Raw genomic sequence first — 23619 nt, 5'->3', positions numbered from 1 at the left:
GGCGCACAGGCGCTCATCGCGGCAGCAGGTCCGCGGGCAGCGTCGGTTCGCTCAAAATCCTTGCCATGCGGCGCCACATCTCCTCGCGGCTTGGCTTGCCGCGCTCGATATAGGCCTGAACGAGCTGTTCGCCGAGCCCGTAATTGATCACATAGCTGCGATATTGTTCGGTAAAGCGGACCGACTGGTCGGCGCGTTCGGGCGAGACGAGCATATATTTCTGGGTGAGTGCAACCGCGGTCGTCCGGTCTATCGCACCGTCGAGATATTGCTGCGCGATCGTCAGCCGGGCGCCCGACACCTGTTTGATCGCCTTCAATAGCTCCCAGTAACGATCGTCGGAGGGCACCGCGATTTCCGCCAGCGGCATCAGCACATCGCGCTCGGTGTCGGCGCGGCTTTCGCCGGGGAAGGCGAGGTCGATGCCGTAATTGGCGCTACCCTCGGCGATCAGGCTTTGCGGGCTGTAGAGCGGATAGACGGCGAACTCGGTCCAACCGCGTCCCTTGGTGAGCTGTTGTTCCAGCTTCATGTTGAGCAGATGGTGGCCCGGATAGCCTTCGTGGCAACCAAGGTCGAGTGCGCGTGACAAGCGGATCGGCAGGTCTGTGTTGACCTGGATCAGGCTGTGATAGCCGCCCTGATAATAATTATAGCCGCTCCAGCTTTTGCCCGTGACGAACTCGAGGCGAAAGCTCTCGTCCGCCGGCATCGGGATATAGGCGGCGCTCCGCCCGCGGCAGCGCGCGATCGCGACGTCGAAAACCTTCTGCAGCCGGTCCTTGGGGATGGTGAAGCGGTCGAGATACGCTTCGACGCGCTGCCACAGCGGGCCGTCGCCGGGGACGAGGGCTTCGATCTTCGCGAGATCGGCGTCATAACTTGCGAGCGGCTTCAGGCGCGGCAGAACGCCGAACAGCCGTTCGGCCTCGTCTGCGAAGGCGAAACGCACACCCTGCATCATCAGCAGGCGCGTCTCGGCGGCGCGAAGCTGCGCGCGAAGCGAGGCCGCGCGGCGGCGTTCCATCGGATCGGACAGGCGCCGCGCCGTCAGGTCGAGCTTCGCTATTAATTCGCGCGTTGCAGCGAGCAGGGCGGTCTTGTCGCGCGGGGCGGCTTCGACGGCCGCCTTGACCTCGGCCAGGCCGTAATAGGCGTCGATATAGCCGTCTTCGTGCGTCCCGATCTCCAGACTCAGCCGGACATAATCATTCGCAATGTCGCTTAGCGCCTGGGTCGATGCGGGACCGCGACGCACGTCGAGCGTCGGCACAGCGTTGCCGGCGACGGGCTTCGGCGGCGCACCCGCCGCGCATCCTGCAAGGAGCAGGGGAAGTAGAAGGAGGCTGAGGTGGCGCATCGGGGTTTCAGGCTGTCTTGCTGTCCGACGTATCGCGGACATCGCCGTCGCGTGCAATCTCTGCATCGGCTTCGCCTTCGATCCGGTCGTGATCGGGATGCGGTGGTGCGAAGCGGAGCAGTGCAAAACCGGCGAGCGCAGCCGCGAGCGATCCCATCAATATGCCTATCTTTGCTTCCTCGATCAGTATCGGATCGCCCGGAAACGCAAGGCCGCCGATGAACAGGCTCATCGTGAAACCGATCCCGCACAGGATCGCGACGCCATAAACCTGCAGCCAGGTCGCGCCGCGCAGCCGGCCCGCCAAGCCGAGCTTCACCGCCAGCCAGACGCTGCCGAAGATGCCGAGCTGTTTGCCGAGGAACAGGCCCGCCGCGATACCGAGGGGCAGCGGCGCGACAAGCTGGTCTGCGGTCATTGCGCGAACATCGACCCCGGCATTGGCGAAGCCGAACAGCGGGACGATCGCGAAGGCGACCCATGGGTGCAGGCCGTGCTCGAGCCGGTGGAGCGGCGAAGTCGCGCTGTCGGGCGTTCCCGGTGTGCGTTCGAGCGGGATCGTCAGGGCCGCAAGCACGCCGGCGATCGTTGCGTGCACGCCCGACAGCAGCATCGCGTACCAGAGGATCGCGAACAGAAGCAGGTAGAGCGCGAGGCTCTTTATGCCCAAGCGGTTCATCGCGAACATGATCGCCAGCAGGGCGGCGGCGGCGGCCAGCGCGACGAGGTTGATCTTCGCGGTGTAGAAGAGCGCGATGATCGCCACGGCGCCCATGTCGTCGACGATCGCCACGGTGACGAGGAACAGCTTGAGCGAGGTCGGTGCGCGCGTGCCGAGCAGGGCAAGGACGCCCATGGCAAAGGCGATGTCGGTCGCGGCGGGAATTGCCCATCCTTTTGCGAGCCCTTCGGTGCCGCCGGCAAAGGCGATGTAGATCAGCGCCGGAACTGCCATGCCCGCCGCCGCGGCGATCATCGGCAACAGTCGCCGGTCCCAGCTTGCAAGGCGGCCGTCGACGAACTCGCGCTTGATCTCCAGTCCGACGAGCAGGAAGAAAATCGCCATCAGTCCGTCGTTGATCCACAGATGGACCGTCATCGGGCCGAGCTTGTCGCTGAGGACGGGCCCGGTCACCGCGTGAATCAGATGATGGTAGGCGCCTGAGAGCGACGAATTCGCGATAATCATCGCCATAATGGCTGCGAAAATGAGCAGCATGCCTCCGGCGCTTTCGCTCTCGAGAAAGTCGCGCAGGGCGGAGCGGGGGGCGGAATTGCTGGACATAATCGAGAGTGACCCTGTTTCTGTCGCGAAAGACGGGGCATCACTAGCGCGCGGGTGGCCGGGCGTCACCCTTTACAAAAAGTAACAGCGGGTTACCGACGACCGATCGCGGCATGGCCGCGCGGGGGAGCGGGGCAAGCGGGTGGAATGGTCGTCCGCAGGACTGCAATGGCTGGTTCAGGGCGCCGGCTATGAACTGATGCTGTTCGCATCGGTCGGAATCCTGCTGATCGGAATCGACGATCTGCTGTTCGATCTCCTCTGGCTCTCCGATCGCTGGCGCAACCGTGGCCGTGGAACTGCGCCCTTTGCCTGTCAGCCGGTCGACGGCACGCTTGCGGTCTTCATTCCGGCATGGGACGAGGAACGCGTGCTGGCGACGACACTGACGCGCATGCTCGCGGCCTGGCACGGGGAGGACGTCCGCCTCTATGTCGGTTGCTATCCGAACGATATCGGGACGCTGCTCTCGGTATCGCCGCTGGTTGCGCGCGATCCGCGGTTGCGCCTTGTTGTCGGTCCAGCGGACGGGCCAACGACGAAGGGCGACAATCTTAACCGGCTATGGGCCGCGCTCGGCGAGGATGAGCGTGCCGAGGGAATGCGTTTTGCCGGGGTCGTCCTGCACGATTCCGAGGATCATGTGCACCCTGCCGAACTCGCACTTTATCGCGCGCATCTCGCCGATCACGCAATGGTGCAGATCCCGGTCGTGCCGTTCGTGACCGGCGGTTCGCGGTGGATCGGTGGCCATTATGGCGACGAATTTGCCGAGGCGCATGGCAAGGAACTGGCGCTGCGCTCGCGGCTCGGGGTTGCGCTGCCGTCGGCAGGCGTCGGCTGTGCGCTGACGCGAAGCGCGCTCGCACTGCTTGCGATCGAGCGCGGCGGTCATCCCTTCCGCGCCGACAGCCTGACCGAGGATTATGAGGTCGGGATGCTGATCGGCGCCTATGGCCTCCGGTCGTGCTTCGTCGATGCGATAACCGCCGATGGCGAACGGATCGTATCGCGTGGCGCGTTTCCGGGATCGGTCGAACGGGCGGTGCGGCAGAAATCGCGCTGGATCACGGGCATCGCGCTTGCCGGATGGGATCATCTGGGGTGGCTCGGGGTGCGCGTTTCGGGCGGGGACATACCGCCCGCGCGATTGTGGCTCGCGCGCTGGATGCTGTGGCGCGACCGCCGTTCACCACTCGCCGCGCTCGTCGTGCTGGCGGCTTATGGCGGATTGCTGCTGACCGGCCTCGCTTTGGCGGGTGAGGCGCTTTTCGGCTGGCAAACGGCCCCGACTGCCGCGGCGATGCGGCTGTTGTTCGGCCTCAACGCCGCGCTGCTGCTATGGCGGCTCGCGATGCGATTCCATTTCACCGCGCGGTGCTATGGTCTTGGCGAAGCAATGTTTGCACTGCCGCGCGCCTTCATCGCCAATGTTATCGCCATCCTCGCCGCGCGCCGCGCCGTAACGCTCTATTGGCGGATGCTGCGGTCGGGCGAGATTGTGTGGGAAAAGACCGAGCATTGGGACGGCGATGCATTGCCCGCGGTGCGGGTGGCGCCGCGATGATGATGCAGGGGGGCGGGCCACGGGCGGCAGGTCGCGCGGCATCGCTGCGCTTTCTGCTGCTGTGCCTTGGCGGCTGGATCCTGCTCCGTATCGCGATGAACTGGAACCCCGCGCTGCCGCTTCCGACATCGCCTGTTTCGCCGCCCTGGACCTTGCCGCCCGAGCGTTCGGTGCCCTCCCCTTGGGACGGCGACGACATGGCTTCTGGCGTCGCCGGGCTCGGTGCCGAAAGCCGACACGGACATGCCACCCCGGCAACCAACCGGGCGTCTGCGACTATTGGCGAAATCGGCGGAGCGTGGCCTTCGGCCGGGCCATCCGAAGGAGGCGGATTCGGAGCCGACCGGCATAGCCTGCGGCTCGCGCTGGCTGCGCGGCTTTTGCCGGGTGCACCTCGCTCGGTGCCGGGTGGGGCGCCGGCATGGCTGGCAACAGCGCCTTCGCATAGCGCCGGCGTGCCGGGGCAGGGCAAGCCATTCTGGATCCAGCGCCCGCTTGCCCAATGGTCGCTCAGCGGCTGGCTTTATCTGCGCGAGGGTTCGGCGGGAGCGCCCGAAGGCATCGCGGCGGGCGGGCAGCTTGGTGGATCGCAGGCGGGGCTGCGGCTCGCTTATGGCTTCGGAGACAATGGACGGCTGCGCGCTTATGGCCGCGCGACGATGGCGGTGCGGCAACCCGAACAGCGCGAACTGGCGTTCGGCGCGGCCTTCGCACCGATTGCGCGCCTGCCCGTCGATATCGCGGTCGAGCGGCGCGTCGCGGTCGGCAGCGAGGGGCGCAGCGCATTCGCCGCGATGGTGACGGGCGGGGTTAGCGAGGTTGCGCTCCCCGGCGGTTTCCGGCTCGACGCTTATGTGCAGGCGGGCGTCGTCGGCGCGCGACGGCGCGACGGTTTCGCCGACGGCACGGTCGTTGTCGATCGTCCGCTCGGTGATGAAGGGCACATGCCGCTGCGGCTGGGGGCACTTGCGGCCGGTGCGATTCAGCCAGGCGCGGCGCGGGTCGATATCGGTCCCCGGCTGACGATGCGCCTGCCCGACGTCGGCAAGGGCAGCCGTATCGCGGTCGATTGGCGCCAGCGCGTCGCGGGCGATACTCGCCCAGAAAGCGGTCTGGCGCTGACTCTCGCCACCGACTTCTGATCGCGCACGAAATTTAGATGGCGCTGCCGATTCCCCGCCCCCGAAAAATGCTCTAGGGTCGCGGGACTCGGCGCCGTTCTGCGCCGCGAACACGCTTCGGGGCATAGGGCCAGGACCCAGTGGATCTCTACCTTCCAGTCGCCAATCTTTCGGTCAATGCGCTGGTGATCATCCTGCTCGGCGGCGGGGTGGGCTTTCTGTCGGGCATGTTCGGCGTCGGCGGCGGGTTTCTGACCACGCCGTTGCTGATCTTCTACGGCATCCCGCCAACGGTCGCCGCCGCCTCCGCCGCGACGCAGGTGACGGGGGCCAGCGTATCGGGCGCGCTCGCGCATTTCGAGCGCGACGGCGTCGATGTGCGTATGGGTGTCGTGCTGATCGTCGGTGGCCTGCTGGGGTCGCTGATCGGCGCCGGCTTGTTCGAGCTTCTCACGGCCTGGGGCCAGATCGATACGACGATCAACATCCTGTACGTCGTGTTGCTCGGTTCGGTCGGCGGGATCATGGCGCGCGAGGCTTGGGGCGCTTTGCGGCGGATGCGTGCGGGGCTTCCCGCGCCGGCGCGCAAGCGGCGGCACCATCCGATGGTCGCTAATTTGCCGCTGCGCTGGCGCTTCTATCGGTCGGGCCTTTACATCTCGCCGCTCGCGCCGCTGCTGCTCGGCATGGCGGTCGGCATATTGACGATGCTGCTCGGCGTCGGCGGCGGTTTCATCATGGTTCCCGCGATGCTCTATCTGCTCGGCATGGGAACGCAGGTGGTCGTCGGCACCTCGCTGTTCCAGATATTGTTCGTGACGATCGCAACGACGATGGTCCATGCGCTGACCACCGGTGCGGTCGATATCGTGCTGGCGGGCCTGCTTTTGCTCGGAAGCGTGACCGGCGCGCAGTTCGGGGCGCGCTTCGCGCAAAAGGTGAAGCCCGAATATCTGCGCATGGCCCTCGCGGTGATCGTGCTGATCGTCGCGCTGCGCATGGCGGTCGATCTCTTCATCCGCCCCGAAGAAATCTATACGGTACAATGAAGCGGATCGGCGCCTTGATCTGCGCGCTGGGGCTCGCTTTGCCCGGAGGGGCTGCGCGCGCCGACGATCCGCGCCTCGTGCCCGACGTGTCGAGCCGCGCGATCGACATCCAGTACAGCTTCACTGGCGAAGAACTGCTGCTGTTCGGTGCGATCCTCTATCCCGGCCAACGCCTGCCCGACGACCGGGCCGATATCGTCGTCGTGCTCAAGGGGCCGGTGCGGCCGGTCGTGCTGCGCGAGAAAAAGCGTGTCGCGGGGATATGGGTGAATGCGAACAGCATTCGCCTGCGGACCTCGCCCGGCTTTTACGCGATCGGATCGTCGCGGCCGATCGACAAGCTGGTCGACGAACGAACCGCCGCGATCTTCGAACTCGGCCTCGACAATCTGTCGATGTCGCCGGCCGGTTTTTCGGAGGCGAAGAAGCTGGCGCGGTTCGAGGCGGGGCTGATCGATCTCTATCGGCGATCGGGTCTGTTCTATGAAAATCCCCGCGCGGTCGAAATCAGCGAGGGCGTGCTCTACCGTGCCCGCATTCCCGTGCCGGCGCGCGTTCCGGTCGGCACCTATCGCGCCGAAACCTATCTGATCAGCCGCGGCCGCGTGCTTGCGGTCGCGTCGCGCGATGTCCAGATCCGCAAGGCGGGTTTCGAGCGCTTCGTTGCGCTCGCGGCGCAGCGTCACGGCTTTCTTTACGGCCTCACCGCAGTCGCGTTGTCGCTGTTGCTCGGCTATGCGGCCTCCGCCATTTTCCGGCGCCGTTAGGCAGCTTTCCCGTCAAAGTTCACGGCCTATTTACCCTCGTCTGCGATAGCGGGGCGTGGGACAGAGAAGGCGGGGCTAAATATGGATATGCAGGGTGGCGGGTTTCCCGCCGGGGATTCGACGGCTGTTCAGCACGTTAGGTTGGCCGGAGGCGGCACCGCGACCGTCGCGCCGACCGCGACGCACCATCATCGCGACGACCTGCTGATCGGCGAAGTCATCGACATTTCCGGCTCGGACTCGCGTATCCTGCTCGACGCGGCGACGATCGGCCAGCTTTTGGGCTCGGGCGACAGCGCGGTTGCCATGGCGGGACAGGTGGGTGCGCAGGTCAAGATCCGGGTTGGCAGCACCTGGCTCGTCGCCAGCGTTCGCGACCAGCAAATGTACGAAAAAGGCGAAGGCCTGATCGTCGCGACGATCGACTTTCTCGGCGAGGGCGAGGAAGAAAAGATCACGGGCCGCATCCACAATTTCCGCCGCGGCGTGACGCGTTATCCGATCCCGGGCAGCCCGGTCTTCGCAGCGACCAGCCACGACCTTAAACAAATATATGCCGCCGACGAGCGCGCGCATGTCGAGATCGGTACCATCTATCCGACCCGCGACATCCGCGGCTCGCTCTATGTCGATGCGATGCTCGGCAAGCATTTCGCGCTGCTCGGATCGACGGGTACCGGTAAATCGACCAGCGCTGCGCTGATCCTGCATAAGATTTGCGAACTCGCTCCGCAGGGTCACATCGTGATGGTCGATCCGCACGGCGAATATTCGGCTGCGTTCAAGGGCACCGGCGCACTGTTCGACGTCGACAATCTGGCGCTTCCCTATTGGCTGATGAACTTCGAGGAGCATTGCGAGGTCTTCGTCACCGCGCAGGGCCGCGACCGTCAGGCCGACTGTGACATTCTGGCTCGCTGCCTGCTTCAGGCGCGTACCAAGAACCGTCTGGCCGAGGGCATGACCAAGCTCACCGTCGACTCGCCGATTCCCTATCTGCTCTCCGACCTGCTCAACATTCTGCAGAACGAGATGGGCAAGCTCGACAAGGCAACCTCGTCGGCGCCCTTCATGCGGATCAAGGGCAAGATCGAGGAAATGCGCGCCGATCCGCGCTATAATTTCATGTTCTCGGGCATGCTCGTTGCTGACACGATGGCGAACTTCCTCGGCAAGATCTTCCGCCTCCCGTCTGACGGCCGGCCGATCTCGATCATCGACGTGTCGGGCGTGCCGTCGGATATTACGGGTGTCGTCGTCGCGGTGCTGTCGCGCCTGACCTTCGACTATGCGATCTGGTCGCGCGGCGAACCGCAGCGCCCGATCCTGCTCGTTTGCGAAGAAGCGCATCGTTACATCCCCGCGAAGGACGTCGGCCAAGGGCAGGCGGTCCGCAAGATTCTGGAACGGATCGCCAAGGAAGGCCGTAAATATGGCGTGTCGCTGGGCCTGATCACCCAGCGTCCGTCCGACCTTGCCGAAGGCGTGCTGTCGCAGTGCGGCACGATCATTTCGATGCGCCTCAACAACGAGCGCGACCAGCATTTCGTCAAGGCCGCGATGCCCGAAGGCGCGCGCGGTTTCATCGACTCGATCCCGGCCCTCCGCAACCGCGAATGCATCGTCTGCGGCGAGGGTGTATCGATCCCGATCCGCGTCTATCTCGATACGCTCGAAGAGGACAAGCGGCCCGCGTCGAGCGACCCGCTCTTCTCGAAGCTCTGGCGCGAGACGGGCGGCGAGGCCGAAATCCTCGAGCGCGTCGTCAAACGCTGGCGCAGCCAGGGGCGGTAACAAGCTTTGTCATTGCGAGCGCAGCGAAGCAATGACGAGGGTTCTATTTCGCCGGCGGCTCCCAAAGCTCGATCGGATTGCCTTCGGGGTCGTGAACGCGCGCGAAGCGTCCGACGCTCGGATCGTCCCATTCGGGTTTGGTTATCACCTCGTCGCCCGCCTCGTGAAACGGTGCCAGCACCGCGTCGAGATCGTCGACTCGGAGGTTGAGCATGTGCTGCCTGTCGGCGGGGAAATAATCTGTGTCGGCCTTGAACGGCGCGAAGACGAGGGGGCCGGCCGTCACGTTCCAAACCCACTGGTTCGGCGGCACGCTGTCGTCGGCGCTGCAGCCGCCGCCAACACCTAGCCTTTCGCGATACCAGCTGCTCAGTTTTTCAGGATCTTTCGAGCGAAAGAAGAGCCCGCCGATACCTTTGACATGTCCCATGGCCATCTCCCTGATGGTGATCGGCAGAGACTAGGCTGCTTCGGTCAGCGAATCCACTCTCCGCTCTTGCTGAACTCTTCTTTGACCTGGCCCGACTGGCTCAGCCGCGGATCGGTATAGGCCGGCGGCGCCGTCGCAGCGGGCGCGGCAGGAACCGGTGCGGCCGGCGTGCTCATCGCGCCCGGCATCGGAGCGGCGGGACTGTCGGGAAGCGTGGCGGCCGGGCCTGCAAGCGTCGGGACCGGGCCGGCGCCGGGCGCAATGCCCTGACCCTTCAGGATCGCGAGTTGCTGCGCGACGGGCAGATAGGGCCCGGGAACAGGCTCGCGGCCCAGATAGGGGGCGCGGAACGCATCGGGCATTCCCCAGCGGCCGCGCCAGCGGTGAAAGATATGCGCGCCGACGATATTGGTCATCACCAGACTCTTGCCCCAGCGCGGCCAGATCGCGGTCGTGTGATAGTGGGTCGCGAGGCCGACCCCCGGGAAGACATAGCCATTGAGCGCTGCCGAGGCGATGCGGCTCGCGCGCAGCCAGTTTCGCTTTTCGGGCGCTCGCGCCATCGCACCGTCGCACGAGAAGGTGAACTGGCACACGCCTGCGCGCTGCGATCCCTGAAAGACGACCCCGCAGATCGTGTTCGGGAAGCTCGGATGGCGCGTGCGGTTGATGATTACCTGTGCGACGCCGCGCATCCCGTCGTCGCTTTCCGAGGCGGCCTCGTAATAGATCGCCGACGTCAGGCAATAATGCGCGCGCTCGCGGTCGAGCGCGGTCAGGCCGCGAAACACATAGGGTTTGGCGGGCGGGCCGACGAAAGCTTCCTGCTGAAGCTGTGCGGCCGTCAGCGGCGCGGTCGCGGTGGCATCGGCAAAGCCCACGCTGTCGGGGCTCGGCAGCGATGGGTCGATCTTCAGCGCATCCTCATAGGTATCGGCATTCATCACCGCCCAGCGCGCGGGATCATAGGGCCTGAAGGTCAGCGGCACCGATACGCTGTAGGGGCCGAAGCCGCGTGGGCGATACTGTCCCGTCGACAGCGTGAGCGCGAGGCAGGCGACGATCACGATCGCGACCAGCATGCCCCAATATTCGCGGCCCGGCCCCGCCGGTTTTTCCGGCACCGGGTCGCGCCACGTCGAGCGGGCTGAAAGGGTCAATTCGGGCTTCATCGCGTCGCGTCACAACCTCCGCGGCCGATTCGCATGGCCGCCGTCACCCTGCCTTATGCCCCGAAACGCCAATAAAATGTTTCACCGCATGTGCAATGTCCCGCAGCAGGACAGGATCGGGCCGCGCGTTTAACAGCCAGCCCCCGCGTTAGGCGCCTGTTGAGGCTCTTCCGCTATCAAGCATGTCATGACCGAACCCGGCCTTCCGACCTATCGTCGCAGCGCACGAACCGATTACCGGATGTGGCTGCTGCTGATCTTCGGCCTGTTCTTTTTCTGGGCCGGGTCGGTCGTCCGTCCCGAAGATAATTGCAGCGAAGACGGACGCGAATGTGCGCCTTGGCTTGTACCGCTGGCACAGGGGCTTGGTGCGATCGTGGCATTGGGGGCGGGGCTCAATATGCTCGCCAATCCGCGGCGTGGCAGCCTGTTCGATCCGGCAACCGGGGAACTCGTCTGGTGGCAGGCGCGGATCGGTAGCGGCGGGGGCGACGAAGGGCGGATCCATCTATCGAAGATCGGGAAGCTGCGGATCGTTCGCGGAGATGAAAGCGACGACGAGGTTCATCTCTATGACCGCGACGGCAACCGGCTCTTCTGGTTCGATCAGGAGGTAATCCCCTGGCCTTATGAGAGCTGGGCGAAAAAGCTCGCGCGAATGGCGCCGCAGATCGAGGTTGTGGTCGAGGACTAGCGTATCTCGACGGTCAGATGCTCGATTTCGTGCACCGGACGCAATCGCTCGCAGATCGTGCCGCGTGCCGCGCCGGTCACGCTGATGATCGCCGAATGCGCTGCCGGACCGACGCGCCAGACGTGAAGATCGAGGATTTTGGCGTCGCCCGGTCCTTCGACAAGCGCGCGGATTTCCGCCTCCAGTTTGCTATCGGTTGCATCGAGCAGCACGGCGGCGGTGTCGCGCATCAGCGACCATGACCAGACCGCGATGACGATCGCGCCGGCGACGCCCATCGCGGGGTCAAGCCAGACCCAGCCAAGATAGCGACCGCCAAGCAGCGCCGCGATTGCGAGGACCGAGGTCAGCGCATCGGCGACGACGTGCAGATAGGCCGAGCGCATATTATTGTCATGCTCGCGGTGATGGCCGCCATGGCCATGATCATGCCCGTGATCGTGCGAATGGCCATGGCTATGCCCGTGACCCAGCAACAGCGCGCTGACGATGTTGACCAGCAGCCCGACGACGGCGACGATCGTCGCTTCGCCGAATTCGACGGGGCTGGGGTCCAACAGGCGGACGACCGATTCCCACGCGATGCCGATCGCGACGATGCCGAGCACCAGCGCCGAGGCAAAGCCTGCGAGGTCGCCGACCTTGCCGGTGCCGAAGCTGTAGCGGCCGCTCGTCGCGTGGCGCCTGGCATAGCGATAGGCGAGCGCCGCGATGCCGAGCGCGCCGGCGTGGGTCGCCATATGAAAGCCGTCGGCCAGCAGCGCCATCGAATTGAAGGCGAGTCCCGCCGCAATCTCGGCGACCATCATCACCGCGGTGAGTGCGACAACCCACAAGGTGCGGCGCGCATTTTCGTCGTGCCGTTTGCCCAGATAATTATGATCGTGCGTCAATGCGTCGATCTCGTCGTCGAACGACATGCGTCCCCCTATTTCGCGTAGCGGCGGATCGCCGCGAGCAGATCGTCGCCACCTTGCGCACGTTCGGCGTCCGACAGGCCGGGCGCGACAACGTGCGATAACAAGTGGTCGGCAACCAGCTCGTCGGTCAGGCCGGCGATGGCGCCGCGCACACCCGCCACCTGATGCAGGATCGTCGCGCAGCCCGCATCCTCGCCGATCGCGCGTTCGATCGCGGCGATCTGACCCGCGATACGGCGCGTCCGGGCGAGGAGCCGGTCCTTGTTGCCTTGCGTATGCGACATAGGATACCCCCCTATCCTATATGCCGCCTTCTCGGCAAGCCATCAGTGGACGATGGCGGCGTCGTACCAGTCGCCGCGCCGTGCCACGTCGATCGGCAGGCCGAACAGGCCGGTCAACGCGTCGCCGGTGAGCAAATCCGTCTTGGCACCGTCGTGAAGGACGCGCCCGCCCTGCAGCATTACGATGCGGCCGATCTCGGGCAGGATCTCCTCGATATGATGGGTGACAAGGATTAGCGTCGTCCCGCCGCGCGCGACGCTGCGGAGCATGTCGAGGAAATGGTGACGTGCGGCGGGGTCGAGCCCGGCGCAGGGTTCGTCGAGCAGCAGCGCGCGCGGCCGGTGTGCGAGGGCGCGGGCGATCAGGACGCGGCGCGCCTCGCCGGTCGACAGGCTGGCCATGCTGCGTCCGATCAGATGCGTCGCCCCGACCTCTTCAAGTGCGGCGCGCGAGGCGTCGACCATCTCCTGCGTATAATGCTGATGCGCCCACAGACCGCGCGAGGCGAAAAAGCCGGAAACGACACAGTCGAGCGTCTCGAGCGGCGGCTCGGCGTCGAAATCGAGCTGCATCGTCGTCGAGATGATTCCGAGCAGCTTGCGCAGATCGAAGACGTTCCAGCTGTCGTGCCCGAAGATGCGTACATCGGCGCCCCATGCCGGATAGAGCTGGCGCGCGATCAGCTTGACCAGCGTCGACTTGCCCGATCCGTTGGCGCCGAGGATCGCGGTGCTTTCGCCAGCCCCGATCATGAGCGCCGGCAGATCGAGGATGCACGTCTCGTCGGCGATGACGCGGACATCCGAAAGGGCGAGCAGGGGAGAGTCGTCGATCATGGTCGCGCCTTGAGCATGGCGGGGCGCGAGAGGGAAGGGGGAATTGGCTCATTTGCGCCGCCAGGCGTGGGACGCAGCTCTGTTTTGAAATGGCGAAGCTTATCTTTCTTTCCCGCCTTTGCGGTTATGATAGAGCCGCTCGCACGGGCAACGCGGACGCCCGTTCAGACGGGGCGCCGTCCAAGTTCCGCTCCATAATCCGCGTCTGCGGTAAGGAGCGTGCTTGCAATGACGACCGAGAGCTATTCGCCTCCACGGCTTTCTCTTCTTCAGCTTTTTTTCCGCTTCCTGCGCTTCGGCTTCCTCGCCTTTGGCGGCCCGGTCGCGCAGATCGCGATGGTGAAACAGGCGCTCGTCGAGGAGGAGCGCTGGATATCCCCCGCACGCTTCAATCGCCTGCTCGCCGTGATGCAGATTTTGCCGGGACCGGAGGCGCACGAGCTGTGCGTCCATCTCGGCATGGTCGCGCGCGGGCGTATCGGCGGTCTGCTTGCGGGGCTTGGCTTCATGCTCCCCGGCTTCGGACTGATGCTGGCGGCGGCATGGCTCTACAAGGACTGGATCGTCGGCAATACGGCGATGGCGCCGATTTTTCTGGGTGTGCAGATCGCGGTGCTCGCGATCATCCTGCGTGCGGTGCAGCGGATCGGGTCGCATATTCTGGAAGACAGGCTGCTGTGGGGGCTCGCCGTGGCATCGCTTGGTGTGACGCTGGCGGGTGTGCCGTTCTGGATTCCGCTGATCGCGGCCGGGCTGATCTACAGCTTTGCGGCGCGGCCGCTCGTTGCGGGCGCGATCGCCGTCGCTGCGGCGGTGTTGGCCCTGCTCGTTTCGGGCGTCGACCCCACGGTGAAAGCAAGCGTCGCCGCAAGCGAGACGGGAATCGTTGCGCTCTTCATCGCCGGATTGAAGGGCGGGCTCTTGACCTTCGGCGGCGCCTACACGGCCATTCCCTATGTCCGCTCGGACACGGTCGGGCGCGGATGGCTCTCCGACGCGAGCTTCCTCGACGGTGTCGCGCTGGCGGGGATGCTGCCCGCGCCGCTCGTCATCTTTGCGACCTTCGCCGGCTATGTCGCGGGCGGCCTGCCGGGTGCGGTCGCGATTACGGCGGGGATGTTCCTGCCAGCCTTCGCGTTTTCGATGATCTTCTTTGAACGGCTGGAGGCGGTGGTCGAGAATCCGGCGCTGCACCGGGTGCTGGCCGGGGTGGCGGCGGCGGTGGTCGGCGTTATCGCGGCCACCCTGCTGCAGCTCGGCTGGGTGACGACGCTCCGTGTGTCGAATCCCGTCGCCGGGATCGCCATCTTCGCGGGCGCTGTGGCAGCGGTTATGATGCTCAAGGGGAAGTGGGTCGCGCCGCTGCTGGTGGTTGCAGCCGGTGTGGCGGGATCGCTGCTCGTCCCTTAGGGATTCTTCCCTTGCCGACTCTGCTGCCAAAGCCTATATGCGCCCTACTTCTTGACATGGTTAGCCAGTTGGGACGTCGGGGCCGCGGGCCGCGGCGGCAATTCCCGCATGGTTTTCCGGTCATCCGATTTGGGAAACAGACTTGGTCGATTTCGACGTCCTCAATGCGATCATCGCGCCCGAAGCCGAGGCGATGGGCCTGTCGCTCGTGCGCGTCGCCTTTTTTGGGGGCGAGAGCGACCCGACGCTGCAGGTGATGGCCGAGCGGCCCGACACGCGTCAGCTGACGATCGACGATTGCGCCGATCTGTCGCGCCGCATTTCGGCGCAGCTCGACGCGCTCGAGGAAGCGGGCAAGGATCCGATCGACCTTGCCTATCGGCTCGAGGTTTCGTCGCCCGGCATCGACCGGCCGCTGACGCGCCCCGCTGACTTCGCCGACTGGGCGGGGCACGAGGCGAAGATCGCGCTGAAGGAAAAGCTGAACGGACGTCAGCGTTTCAACGGCACGCTCGTCGGTATCGACGGCGATGTCGTCAGCATCACGGATAAGGAAGAGGTGGAGCACAAGCTGCCGTTCGACGCGATCGACACGGCGAAGCTGGTTCTCACCGACAAATTGATTGCCGCAACCGTCCCGCTCTCGATCGAGGGCGCCGACGAAATGGAAGAAGAAGGACAGGACTGATGGCCACTGCCATTTCCGCCAACAAGGCCGAACTCCTCGCGATCGCCAATAGCGTCGCCAGCGAGAAGATGATCGACAAGGGCATCGTCATCGAAGCCATCGAGGAAGCGATCCAGCGCGCCGCGCGTGCACGCTACGGCGCCGAAAACGACATTCGTGCAAAGCTCGACGCCCAGACCGGCGACCTGCGCCTGTGGCGCGTCGTCGAAGTAGTCGAACAGGTCGAGGATTATTTCAAGCAGGTCGATCTGGCTGCCGGCCAGAAGCTGCAGAAGGACGCCAAGCTTGGCGACTTCATCGTCGATCCGCTGCCCGCCGTCGATCTGGGCCGCATCGACGCCCAGTCGGCCAAGCAGGTGATCTTCCAGAAGGTCCGCGAAGCCGATCGCGAGCGCCAGTATGAAGAATTCAAGGATCGCGGCAACGAGATCATCACCGGTGTCGTCAAGTCGGTCGAGTTCGGCCACATCGTCGTCAACCTCGGCCGCGCCGAGGGCGTGATCCGCCGCGACCAGCAGATCCCGCGCGAACTGATGCGTGTCGGCGACCGCGTCCGCGCGATCATCCTGTCGGTGCGCCGCGAAAACCGCGGCCCGCAGATTTTCCTGAGCCGCGCACACCCCGAGTTCATGAAGAAGCTGTTCGCGCAGGAAGTGCCCGAAATCTATGACGGCATCATCGAGATCAAGGCCGCCGCCCGCGATCCGGGTTCGCGCGCGAAGATCGGCGTGATCAGCTATGACGGTTCGATCGACCCCGTTGGCGCCTGCGTCGGCATGAAGGGCAGCCGCGTTCAGGCGGTCGTCCAGGAAATGCAGGGCGAGAAGATCGACATCATTCCCTGGTCGGAAGATACCGCAACCTTCGTCGTCAACGCGCTTCAGCCGGCAACGGTCCAGCGCGTCGTCATCGACGAGGATGACGGCCGCATCGAAGTCGTCGTTCCCGACGATCAGCTGTCGCTTGCCATCGGCCGCCGCGGTCAGAACGTCCGTCTCGCCAGCCAGCTTACCGGCAGCCAGATCGACATCATGACCGAGGCCGACGCGAGCGAGAAGCGCCAGCGCGAATTCGTCGAACGCTCGACGATGTTCCAGGAAGAGCTCGACGTCGACGAAACGCTTGCACAGCTCCTCGTCGCCGAAGGCTTCGGTGAACTCGAAGAAGTCGCCTATGTGCCGCTCGACGAACTCGCGAGCATCGAGGGCTTCGACGATGAACTTGCCGAAGAGTTGCAGAGCCGTGCGACCGAAGCGCTCGAACGCCGCGAAGAAGCCTCGCGCGCCGAGCGCCGCGAACTGGGCGTTGAGGACGATCTGGCCGAGATTCCGCACCTGACCGAAGCGATGCTCGTCGTGCTCGGCAAGGCCGGCATCAAGACGCTCGACGATCTGGCCGACCTCGCGACCGACGAACTGATCGCCAAAAAGCGTCAGGACAACCGCCGTGGTCCGGCGCGTGGCGAACGTGCCGAGGACAAGGGCGGCGTTCTGGGCGAATATGGCCTGAGCGAAGAACAGGGCAACGAGATCATCATGGCGGCGCGCGCGCACTGGTTCGACGACGAACCGGCTGCCGAAGCGTCGCAAGCCGGGCCCGCGGCGGAGCCGCAAAACGGGGAGGCCGCCGATGCGGACCCCGCGCAATGATCAGCTAAGCCAAACCGACCGCGCGGGTAAGCGCGGAGACCACGTGCCCGAGCGGCGCTGTGTGGTGACCGGCGAAGTTGCGCCGGCCGAACGGCTCGTGCGCCTTGCGCTCGGGCCCGACGGCACGATCGCGCCCGACGTCCTCGGCAAGGCGCCGGGTCGCGGGGCATGGATCGGCGTTTCGCGCGCGGACCTCGAAACGGCGCAGGCGAAGGGCAAGCTCAAGGGCGGGCTCGCGCGGGCATTGCACGACAGCAGCTTCACGATTCCCGATGACCTTGGCGCGTCGATCGAGGCAAGGCTTCAGCGCGCGACGCTGGACCGGCTCGGCCTTGAATCGCGGTCAGGGACGCTGATTTCGGGTAACGAAAAGATCGAGCAGGCTGCGCGGCGCGGACAGGTGCGCCTGCTCCTCCACGCCAGCGATGCGGGCGAGGACGGGCGCAAGAAGCTCGCGCAGGCATGGCGTGTCGGCGAAGAGGATGAAGGCTCGGGCCGCGAGGGCGTGATCTTGCCGGTGGACCGAAACACCCTATCTATGGCATTGGGGCGTGAAAATGCGGTGCATCTGGCGGTCACGGACCCCCGCGCTGCAGACCGGGTGCTCGCGCATTTGAGCCGCTGGCAGTTTTTCACCGGATGGAGTAGGGACGCGGCCAACCGCGTTTCGACTAATGATTTCCGCTCCGCGGGGGGCACGGATTCCCGCAAAGCGGGTAATGGGACGGCGTTCACGGATTCCGACACGGATTCCGATGCTTCGGACGCGTATTGAAGGAATAAGAAGTTTCGATGAGTGACGAACAGGACAAGCCGACCCTTACCCGCAAGCCTCTGGGGCTGAAGCGGACGGTCGAGGCCGGCCAGGTGCAGCAGCAGTTCAGCCACGGCCGCCGTAATACGGTGGTGGTCGAGGTGAAGCGCCGCCGTGTGCTCGGTCGCCCCGGCGAAGCCGCGCCCGCGCCCGAAGTCGAAGAGGTTCAGGCCGCTCCTGCGCCGGTCTCCGCGCCTGCGCCCGCCCCGGCTCCCAAGCCCGCCGCGCCGAAGCCCGCCGCCGACAGCCTGATGTCGCGTCAGGAACGTCAGGCGCAGCTGCTGCGCGAGGCCGAGGAAGCGCGCATGAACGCGCTCGAGGAAAGCCGTCGCCGCGACGAGGCCGCGCGCCAGCGCGCTGTCGAGGAAGAAAAGGCCCGCGCCGAGGCACGGACCGAACAGGCCGCCGCCAAAATTGCCGAGCCGGCTCCTGCCGCGCCCGCAGCCGAACCGGCTGTCGAGGCACCCGCCGCAGCGGCCGAGCCGCAGGCCGAGGCAGCGCCCGCACCTGCGCCGCGCAGCACGACGACCAGCGCCGCCCCCGCGCCGCGCCGCTTCACCCCGGTCGAAGCGCCGAAGCGTCCCGAACCCAAGCGTCCCGAGCCCAAGACGGGCCGTAACGCCGGCGACAATCGTCGCCAGTCGGGCAAGCTGACCGTCACGCGCGCGCTGAATGATGACGAAGGCGCACGGGCACGCAGCCTCGCGGCGCTGAAGCGCGCCCGCGAAAAGGAAAAGCGTTCGCACATGGTGTCGAGCGGTCCGCGCGAAAAGCAGGTCCGCGACGTCGTCGTTCCCGACAGCATCACGGTGCAGGAACTCGCCAATCGCATGGCCGAAAAGGGTTCGGATCTGGTCAAGGCATTGTTCAAGATGGGCATGCCGGTCACCGTCAACCAGACGATCGATCAGGACACTGCCGAACTGCTCGTCACCGAGTTCGGGCACGAGATCAAGCGTGTGAGCGAAGCCGACGTCGACATCCGTCATGACGAGGACGTCGACGACGCCGCGCATCTGAAACCGCGCGCACCCGTGGTCACGATCATGGGTCACGTCGATCACGGCAAGACCAGCCTGCTTGACGCGCTTCGCGGCGCCAATGTGCAGGCGGGCGAAGCCGGCGGCATCACCCAGCATATCGGCGCCTATCAGGTGAAGACCCCTGATGGTTCGATCGTCACCTTCCTCGATACGCCGGGCCACGAAGCCTTTACCGAGATGCGTCAGCGCGGCGCGAACGTCACCGACATCGTCATCCTGGTGGTGGCGGCCGACGACGGTCTCAAGCCGCAGTCGATCGAGGCGATCGCCCATGCGAAGGCGGCCGGTGTGCCGATCATCGTCGCGATCAACAAGGTCGACAAGGAAGGCGCGAACCCGCAGCGCGTCCGCGAACGCCTGCTCGAACATGAGCTGGTGGTCGAGGAAATGGGCGGCGACGTCCAGAATGTCGAAGTGTCGGCGCTCAAGAAGACCGGTCTCGACAAGCTGCTCGACGCGATCGCGGTGCAGGCCGAGATCATGGAGCTGAAGGCCAACCCCGACCGCGCCGCCGAAGGCACGGTGGTCGAGGCGAAGCTTGACAAGGGCCGCGGTCCGGTGGCGACGATCCTCGTCCGCCGCGGCACGCTCAAGGTCGGCGACATCTTCGTCTGCGGCGCCGAAAGCGGCCGTGTCCGCGCGTTGATCGATGATCAGGGCAAGCAGGTCAAGGAAGCGGGCCCGTCGATGCCGGTCGAGGTTCTTGGCCTTGGCGGCGTTCCGATGGCGGGCGACACGCTCACCGTCGTCGAAAATGAGGCGCGCGCCCGCGAAGTCGCGGCCTATCGCCAGAGCGAAGCGCTCAAGAAGCGGACGGTGCAGGCACCGGTCAGCCTCGAGGGCATGTTCGAGGCGCTCGCCGACAAGGCGAAGGTCATCGAATATCCGGTGGTCATCAAGGGCGATGTGCAGGGCTCGGTCGAAGCGATCGTCAATGCGCTCAACAAGATATCGACCGACGAGATTCGTGTCCGCGTACTCCAGTCGGGCGCCGGCGCGATCACCGAGAGCGACGTCACGCTGGCCGCCGCCACCGGCGCGCCGATCATCGGCTTCAACGTCCGCCCGAACGCCAAGGCGCGCGAGATCGCGAAGCGCGAAAAAGTGCGCTTCATGTATCACGACGTCATCTATCACCTGACCGATGAGGTCCGGAAGGAAATGGCGGGCGAGCTGGGTCCGGAGCGCATCGAAAACGTCGTCGGCCGCGCCGAGGTGAAGGATGTCTTCCCCGCCGGCAAGCGCGACAAGGCCGCGGGTCTGCTCGTGCTCGAAGGCGTCATCCGCAAGGGGCTCCACGCGCGTCTTACCCGCGACGACGTCATCGTCTCGGCAACGACCATCGCGTCGCTCCGCCGCTTCAAGGACGACGTCGCCGAAGTGCGCGCGGGCCTGGAGTGCGGTGTCGTGCTGGCCGATACCAACGACATCAAGGCGGGCGATCACCTCGAAGTCTTCGAAGTCGAACTGCGCGAACGGACGCTGTAACAGGCGTCCGCTTCGCGCAGATCAGGAGGTGCCGGCATGGCTCGCTATGTGGCATTGTTTGGCAGCATCAACGTCGGAGGCAACCGGCTGAAGATGGCCGACCTGCGTGCGGCCTTCGAGGCCGAGGGCTTCAGTAACGTCGAAACCGTCGTGGCGAGCGGCAATGTGCTGTTCGACCATGACGCGCGGCCGACGCGCGGGCTTGAGGAAAAGCTGACATTGATGGTCCACGACCGGTTCGACATGAGCTGCGCCGCTTTGGTGCGCAGCCGTGACGAACTCGCCGCAGCGATCGCCGACAATCCGTTTGCGGGCACGAACGAGGATCGCATCATCCACACGATGTTCCTAGACGGACAGCCGACGCAGGCGCAGTTCGAGGTGCTCGCCACCGATAAGTGGATCAGGCCGAACGAGCGCCTCGCGCTCGGCGACCGGTCGATCTATATCGACTTCGGTGATGGCGCCGCCGACAGCAAATTGACCGCCCGGATGATCGAACGCCGGTTGGAGCATAAGGGCACCGCGCGAAACATGCGCTCGATCGCGCGCATCGTCGCGAAACTGGACGAAGAGGCAAAGGGTTAGGCCATGAAGACCGAAAAGGACCGGAAAAAGGACAACGGCCCCTCGGTCCGCGTGCTGCGCGTCGGCGAGCAAGTGCGTCATCTCCTGTCCGAAATCCTCGCGCGCGGCGACGTCCATGACGATGTGCTCGCGACGCACCCGGTGAGCATCACCGAAGTCCGCATGTCGCCCGACCTGCGCCACGCGACGGTGTTCGTGAAGCCGTTGCTCGGCAAGGACGAGGAAGCGGTGCTCAAGGCGCTGCGCACCAACACCGCCTATCTTCAGAAGAGCGTCGCGGCGAAGGTTCGCATGAAATATGCCGCAAAGCTGAAGTTCCTCGCCGACGAAAGCTTCGACGAGGCAAGCCACATCGAGAAATTACTGCGCGACCCGAAGGTGGTGCGGGATCTGGAGAGCGGCGAGGGCGAATGAGGCAGGTCGCTCCGCTCGTGATCGCCACGTTGGCGGCGATCGGAGTGGCTTTGTCGCCTGTCTTCCTGCCACCCCAGTTCTTGCGGCCATCGCGCGACGACGCACTCGACATCATCGGAGTCGCGGCGGATTACAGCCTGTCAGTGCAAAATGCCGAGGCCGGCGGCTTCGTTACGCCGCCTATGCCTGAGGCCGCGAAAGCGCCCCATATCGAATTCATCGAAACGAAGCCGTGTGGAGCGACGGAGGCATCCGAAGAGTGTGTGGTCCTTGATGGACAGCTAGGCCAAGAAACGGAGCGGCTGCTGGAAGCCTCTTGGCACGATGCTGCTGTGAATCTCGAAAGTTACGCGGATATCACACCCGAAAATCCATTACCGAAGACCATCGACATCAGACGCTTGCAATCGTCGAGTGCGGGCGAGATCGCGCGGCTACAGATGGCTGCTTCGCGGCAAAAGCTCGACGTTATCCCGACTTCGGGGCTTGCGATTGCCGATGTTCGGAGGCGTATATCGCTACGCGGCGACATGCCTTCCGATCACCTCTGGATTTTTTCGGCCCCTTGGGTTGCAGGCGATCTCGCTTTCGTGGAGGTGGGCTTCGTTTGTGGCAGCGAGTGCGGGCGTGGCGAGAATTATGCGTTGCGCAAGATCGACGGGAAGTGGCGCGTCATTGCAGTCCAGTCCAGCTGGGTCTCCTAGATGCCGTCTTATTTCCCCTTCTTGATCCCCGCCGCCATCTCCAGTTCCACCAACGCCTCTTCCAGATAGTCGATCATCCGCTGCGCGTGCGGCACGCTGCGGCGGCAGGCGGTGATGCCGAAGTCGATATTCTTGAAGTTCGACACTTGCGTGATGTTCATCGCCATGCCGTCGACGGGGATGCTCGCCGGATACATGCCGTCCAATCGCGCGCCGTTCCAGTACATCTGCTCGCGCGGGCCGGGGACGTTCGAGATCGTTACCGAATAGGCGGGAAATTTGTCGGCGGTCCTGGTGAGCGCGGTCAGCATCATCGGGAAGCTGGTGATCGCGGTATAGAGCTGGATCTGCGACGCGGTCATCGCGCGGAGCTGTGCCTTGGCCGAATTCATCGATTCCTGGATCGCCGCCATCCGTTCGGCGGGATCGTCGATATGCGTCGCAAGGTTCGCCGTGACCGATGCGACCGAATTGCCCGAATCGATATCGTCCTTCGGGCGGATCGAGACCGGCGCCATCGCTTTCAGCGGCTTGTCGGGCAGTTCGTTCAGCGACTGAAGATATTTGCGCATCGCGCCGGCGCACATGCCGAGCACCGCGTCGTTGATCGTGCCGTCATAGGCTTTGCCGACCGCGCGCACGCGTTCGAGCGACCAGCTTTGCGCGACGAAGCGGCGCGCGCCGGTGATGTTGCGGTTGAAGCTGGTGCGCGGCACGCCGGAGAAGGGCGTCGCGAGCCCGTCGCCGCCGAGCCCGAACATCGCGGCAAGATACTGGTTCATCGCCTTGGTCACGCCGACGCTGTTGCCCCATTGCTCCTTCAGGAAATCGCCGATCGCCTTGATATCCATCAGGCTGGGCCGCGCCGGCTTCTTCGGCGTCGGGAACTGGCGCTTGTACGCCTCATAGGCCTCGACCGAGAGCGGCGAATAGGCGCGGCGCTCCTTGGGGTCGGGCGACAGCATCGAATTATAGAAATGGATGCTCGCGGCCCCGTCCATCAATGCGTGATGGACCTTCTTGAAGGTCGCGATCTGCCGGTTCGGCAGGCCGGAGATCAGCGTGATTTCCCAGAGTGGCCGCGTGCGGTCGAGCAGCCCCGAGTGGAGCCGCGAGGCGAGCTCGAACATCTCGCGATAGCGCCCGGGCTTGGGCAATGCGGCGGCGCGGACATGATAGTGCATGTCGATGTCGCGGTCCGGCTCCAGCCGGATCGGGCCATATTGGCCGAGCGGGGTGAGTTTCAGAACCTCGCTGAACGGGCGGCGAAGGCCCTCCGACTGGCGGAGCAGCGCGAGCTGTTCGTTCAGCCATTCGGTCTCGTCGACGTCGTCGGGCAAGGTGTAGAGATTGATCCCGCCGATATGCATCGGCATCTCGCGGCTTTCGCCCACCAGGAACATCGCATCGCTGATCGGCATCAGCCGCATCGGTCGCTCTCCCCACTGTTTTGTTGCGACTTTATGCTGCGCAGCATGACAGGGGTGGTGGGCGAGTCAAGCGACCCGCGCGGAGGCGCATTGCCTGTCCCAAAACGAGCG

Annotated in this window: 22 protein-coding genes; 14 read left to right on the top strand and 8 right to left on the bottom strand. The window is 65.1% G+C overall.

The genetic code is table 11. The features are described from left to right. Positions 1-13: 13 nt before the first annotated feature. Together ACQY80_RS04315 and nhaA are read right to left on the bottom strand one after the other, a co-directional pair. Positions 14-1360, bottom strand: a complete 1347-nt coding sequence (locus ACQY80_RS04315) for a hypothetical protein (RefSeq protein WP_428683991.1) — start codon at positions 1358-1360, stop codon at positions 14-16. A 7-nt stretch (positions 1361-1367) separates the two neighbouring features. After that, positions 1368-2645 (bottom strand): Na+/H+ antiporter NhaA, encoded by a 1278-nt coding sequence (gene nhaA / locus ACQY80_RS04310; protein ID WP_428683989.1) that lies wholly within the window; start codon positions 2643-2645, stop codon positions 1368-1370. A gap of 142 nt (positions 2646-2787) precedes the next feature. Here nhaA and ACQY80_RS04305 point away from each other — a divergent pair, with 142 nt between their 5' ends. The 5 genes from ACQY80_RS04305 (at position 2788) to ACQY80_RS04285 (ending at position 8943) form a co-directional block, all read left to right on the top strand. Continuing rightward, positions 2788-4212 carry a glycosyl transferase family protein gene (locus ACQY80_RS04305; RefSeq protein WP_428683987.1) on the top strand — a complete coding sequence of 475 codons (1425 nt, stop codon included), beginning with the start codon at positions 2788-2790 and terminating at the stop codon, positions 4210-4212. Beyond that, positions 4209-5354: a hypothetical protein gene (locus ACQY80_RS04300; protein ID WP_428683985.1), complete on the top strand. Its 1146-nt coding sequence runs from the start codon at positions 4209-4211 to the stop codon at positions 5352-5354. Before ACQY80_RS04305 ends, ACQY80_RS04300 begins: the two co-directional genes overlap by 4 nt. Positions 5355-5473: 119 nt before the next feature. Continuing rightward, positions 5474-6382, top strand: a complete 909-nt coding sequence (locus tag ACQY80_RS04295; protein ID WP_428683983.1) for a sulfite exporter TauE/SafE family protein — start codon at positions 5474-5476, stop codon at positions 6380-6382. Further along, entirely contained in the window at positions 6379-7149 is a 771-nt protein-coding gene (locus tag ACQY80_RS04290; protein ID WP_428683981.1) for a TIGR02186 family protein, read from the top strand. Before ACQY80_RS04295 ends, ACQY80_RS04290 begins: the two co-directional genes overlap by 4 nt. A gap of 81 nt (positions 7150-7230) precedes the next feature. Continuing rightward, on the top strand, positions 7231-8943 hold the full coding sequence (locus ACQY80_RS04285; RefSeq protein WP_428683979.1) for an ATP-binding protein: 1713 nt from the start codon (positions 7231-7233) through the stop codon (positions 8941-8943). A gap of 43 nt (positions 8944-8986) precedes the next feature. Here ACQY80_RS04285 and ACQY80_RS04280 read toward each other — a convergent pair whose 3' ends face one another. Both ACQY80_RS04280 and ACQY80_RS04275 read right to left on the bottom strand, forming a co-directional pair. After that, complete coding sequence (locus ACQY80_RS04280; RefSeq protein ID WP_428683977.1) at positions 8987-9373, bottom strand: VOC family protein; 387 nt, start codon at positions 9371-9373, stop codon at positions 8987-8989. A gap of 44 nt (positions 9374-9417) precedes the next feature. Continuing rightward, the gene (locus ACQY80_RS04275; protein ID WP_428683975.1) at positions 9418-10533 is read right to left on the bottom strand and encodes a cell wall hydrolase; all 1116 of its coding nucleotides are present in this window, start codon (positions 10531-10533) and stop codon (positions 9418-9420) included. A 199-nt stretch (positions 10534-10732) separates the two neighbouring features. Here ACQY80_RS04275 and ACQY80_RS04270 point away from each other — a divergent pair, with 199 nt between their 5' ends. After that, positions 10733-11239, top strand: a complete 507-nt coding sequence (locus ACQY80_RS04270) for a hypothetical protein (protein WP_428683973.1) — start codon at positions 10733-10735, stop codon at positions 11237-11239. On the opposite strand, the gene dmeF is transcribed toward ACQY80_RS04270, so the two are convergent. From dmeF to ACQY80_RS04255, 3 genes are read right to left on the bottom strand one after another with little or no spacing between them, the layout of a single operon-like run. Then, a complete protein-coding gene (gene dmeF / locus ACQY80_RS04265) occupies positions 11236-12159 on the bottom strand; it encodes a CDF family Co(II)/Ni(II) efflux transporter DmeF (protein WP_428683971.1) in 924 nt (307 codons plus the stop codon). The genes ACQY80_RS04270 and dmeF overlap by 4 nt on opposite strands. A gap of 8 nt (positions 12160-12167) precedes the next feature. Next, positions 12168-12443 (bottom strand): metal/formaldehyde-sensitive transcriptional repressor, encoded by a 276-nt coding sequence (locus ACQY80_RS04260; protein ID WP_428683969.1) that lies wholly within the window; start codon positions 12441-12443, stop codon positions 12168-12170. Between the two features lie 42 nt (positions 12444-12485). After that, the gene (locus tag ACQY80_RS04255; RefSeq protein WP_428683967.1) at positions 12486-13280 is read right to left on the bottom strand and encodes an ABC transporter ATP-binding protein; all 795 of its coding nucleotides are present in this window, start codon (positions 13278-13280) and stop codon (positions 12486-12488) included. A gap of 228 nt (positions 13281-13508) precedes the next feature. Between ACQY80_RS04255 and chrA the strand changes: the two genes are divergently transcribed. From chrA to ACQY80_RS04215, 8 genes are all read left to right on the top strand, one after another. Beyond that, complete coding sequence (chrA, locus tag ACQY80_RS04250; RefSeq protein WP_428683965.1) at positions 13509-14690, top strand: chromate efflux transporter; 1182 nt, start codon at positions 13509-13511, stop codon at positions 14688-14690. Positions 14691-14832: 142 nt separating this feature from the next. After that, entirely contained in the window at positions 14833-15378 is a 546-nt protein-coding gene (gene rimP, locus ACQY80_RS04245) for a ribosome maturation protein RimP (RefSeq protein WP_428683963.1), read from the top strand. Beyond that, on the top strand, positions 15378-17027 hold the full coding sequence (nusA, locus tag ACQY80_RS04240; protein WP_428683961.1) for a transcription termination factor NusA: 1650 nt from the start codon (positions 15378-15380) through the stop codon (positions 17025-17027). The genes rimP and nusA overlap by 1 nt, the downstream gene beginning before the upstream one ends. Continuing rightward, positions 17008-17802, top strand: a complete 795-nt coding sequence (locus tag ACQY80_RS04235; RefSeq protein WP_428683959.1) for a DUF448 domain-containing protein — start codon at positions 17008-17010, stop codon at positions 17800-17802. Before nusA ends, ACQY80_RS04235 begins: the two co-directional genes overlap by 20 nt. A gap of 17 nt (positions 17803-17819) precedes the next feature. Further along, positions 17820-20372, top strand: coding sequence for a translation initiation factor IF-2 (gene infB, locus ACQY80_RS04230; protein ID WP_428683957.1), 2553 nt, complete (start codon positions 17820-17822; stop codon positions 20370-20372). A 36-nt stretch (positions 20373-20408) separates the two neighbouring features. Continuing rightward, a complete protein-coding gene (locus ACQY80_RS04225; RefSeq protein WP_428683955.1) occupies positions 20409-20960 on the top strand; it encodes a DUF1697 domain-containing protein in 552 nt (183 codons plus the stop codon). A 3-nt stretch (positions 20961-20963) separates the two neighbouring features. After that, positions 20964-21374: a 30S ribosome-binding factor RbfA gene (gene rbfA, locus ACQY80_RS04220; RefSeq protein ID WP_428683953.1), complete on the top strand. Its 411-nt coding sequence runs from the start codon at positions 20964-20966 to the stop codon at positions 21372-21374. Then, positions 21371-22078, top strand: coding sequence for a hypothetical protein (locus ACQY80_RS04215; RefSeq protein WP_428683951.1), 708 nt, complete (start codon positions 21371-21373; stop codon positions 22076-22078). The genes rbfA and ACQY80_RS04215 overlap by 4 nt, the downstream gene beginning before the upstream one ends. Before the next feature lie 8 nt (positions 22079-22086). Here ACQY80_RS04215 and ACQY80_RS04210 read toward each other — a convergent pair whose 3' ends face one another. Continuing rightward, positions 22087-23508, bottom strand: a complete 1422-nt coding sequence (locus ACQY80_RS04210) for a WS/DGAT/MGAT family O-acyltransferase (RefSeq protein ID WP_428683949.1) — start codon at positions 23506-23508, stop codon at positions 22087-22089. Positions 23509-23619 lie beyond the last annotated feature (111 nt).

The organism is Sphingopyxis sp. (assembly GCF_965279755.1).
Lineage (GTDB): Bacteria > Pseudomonadota > Alphaproteobacteria > Sphingomonadales > Sphingomonadaceae > Sphingopyxis.
The sequence above is the reverse complement of the archived record's forward strand: the minus strand, read 5'-3'. Positions and strand labels throughout refer to the sequence as shown.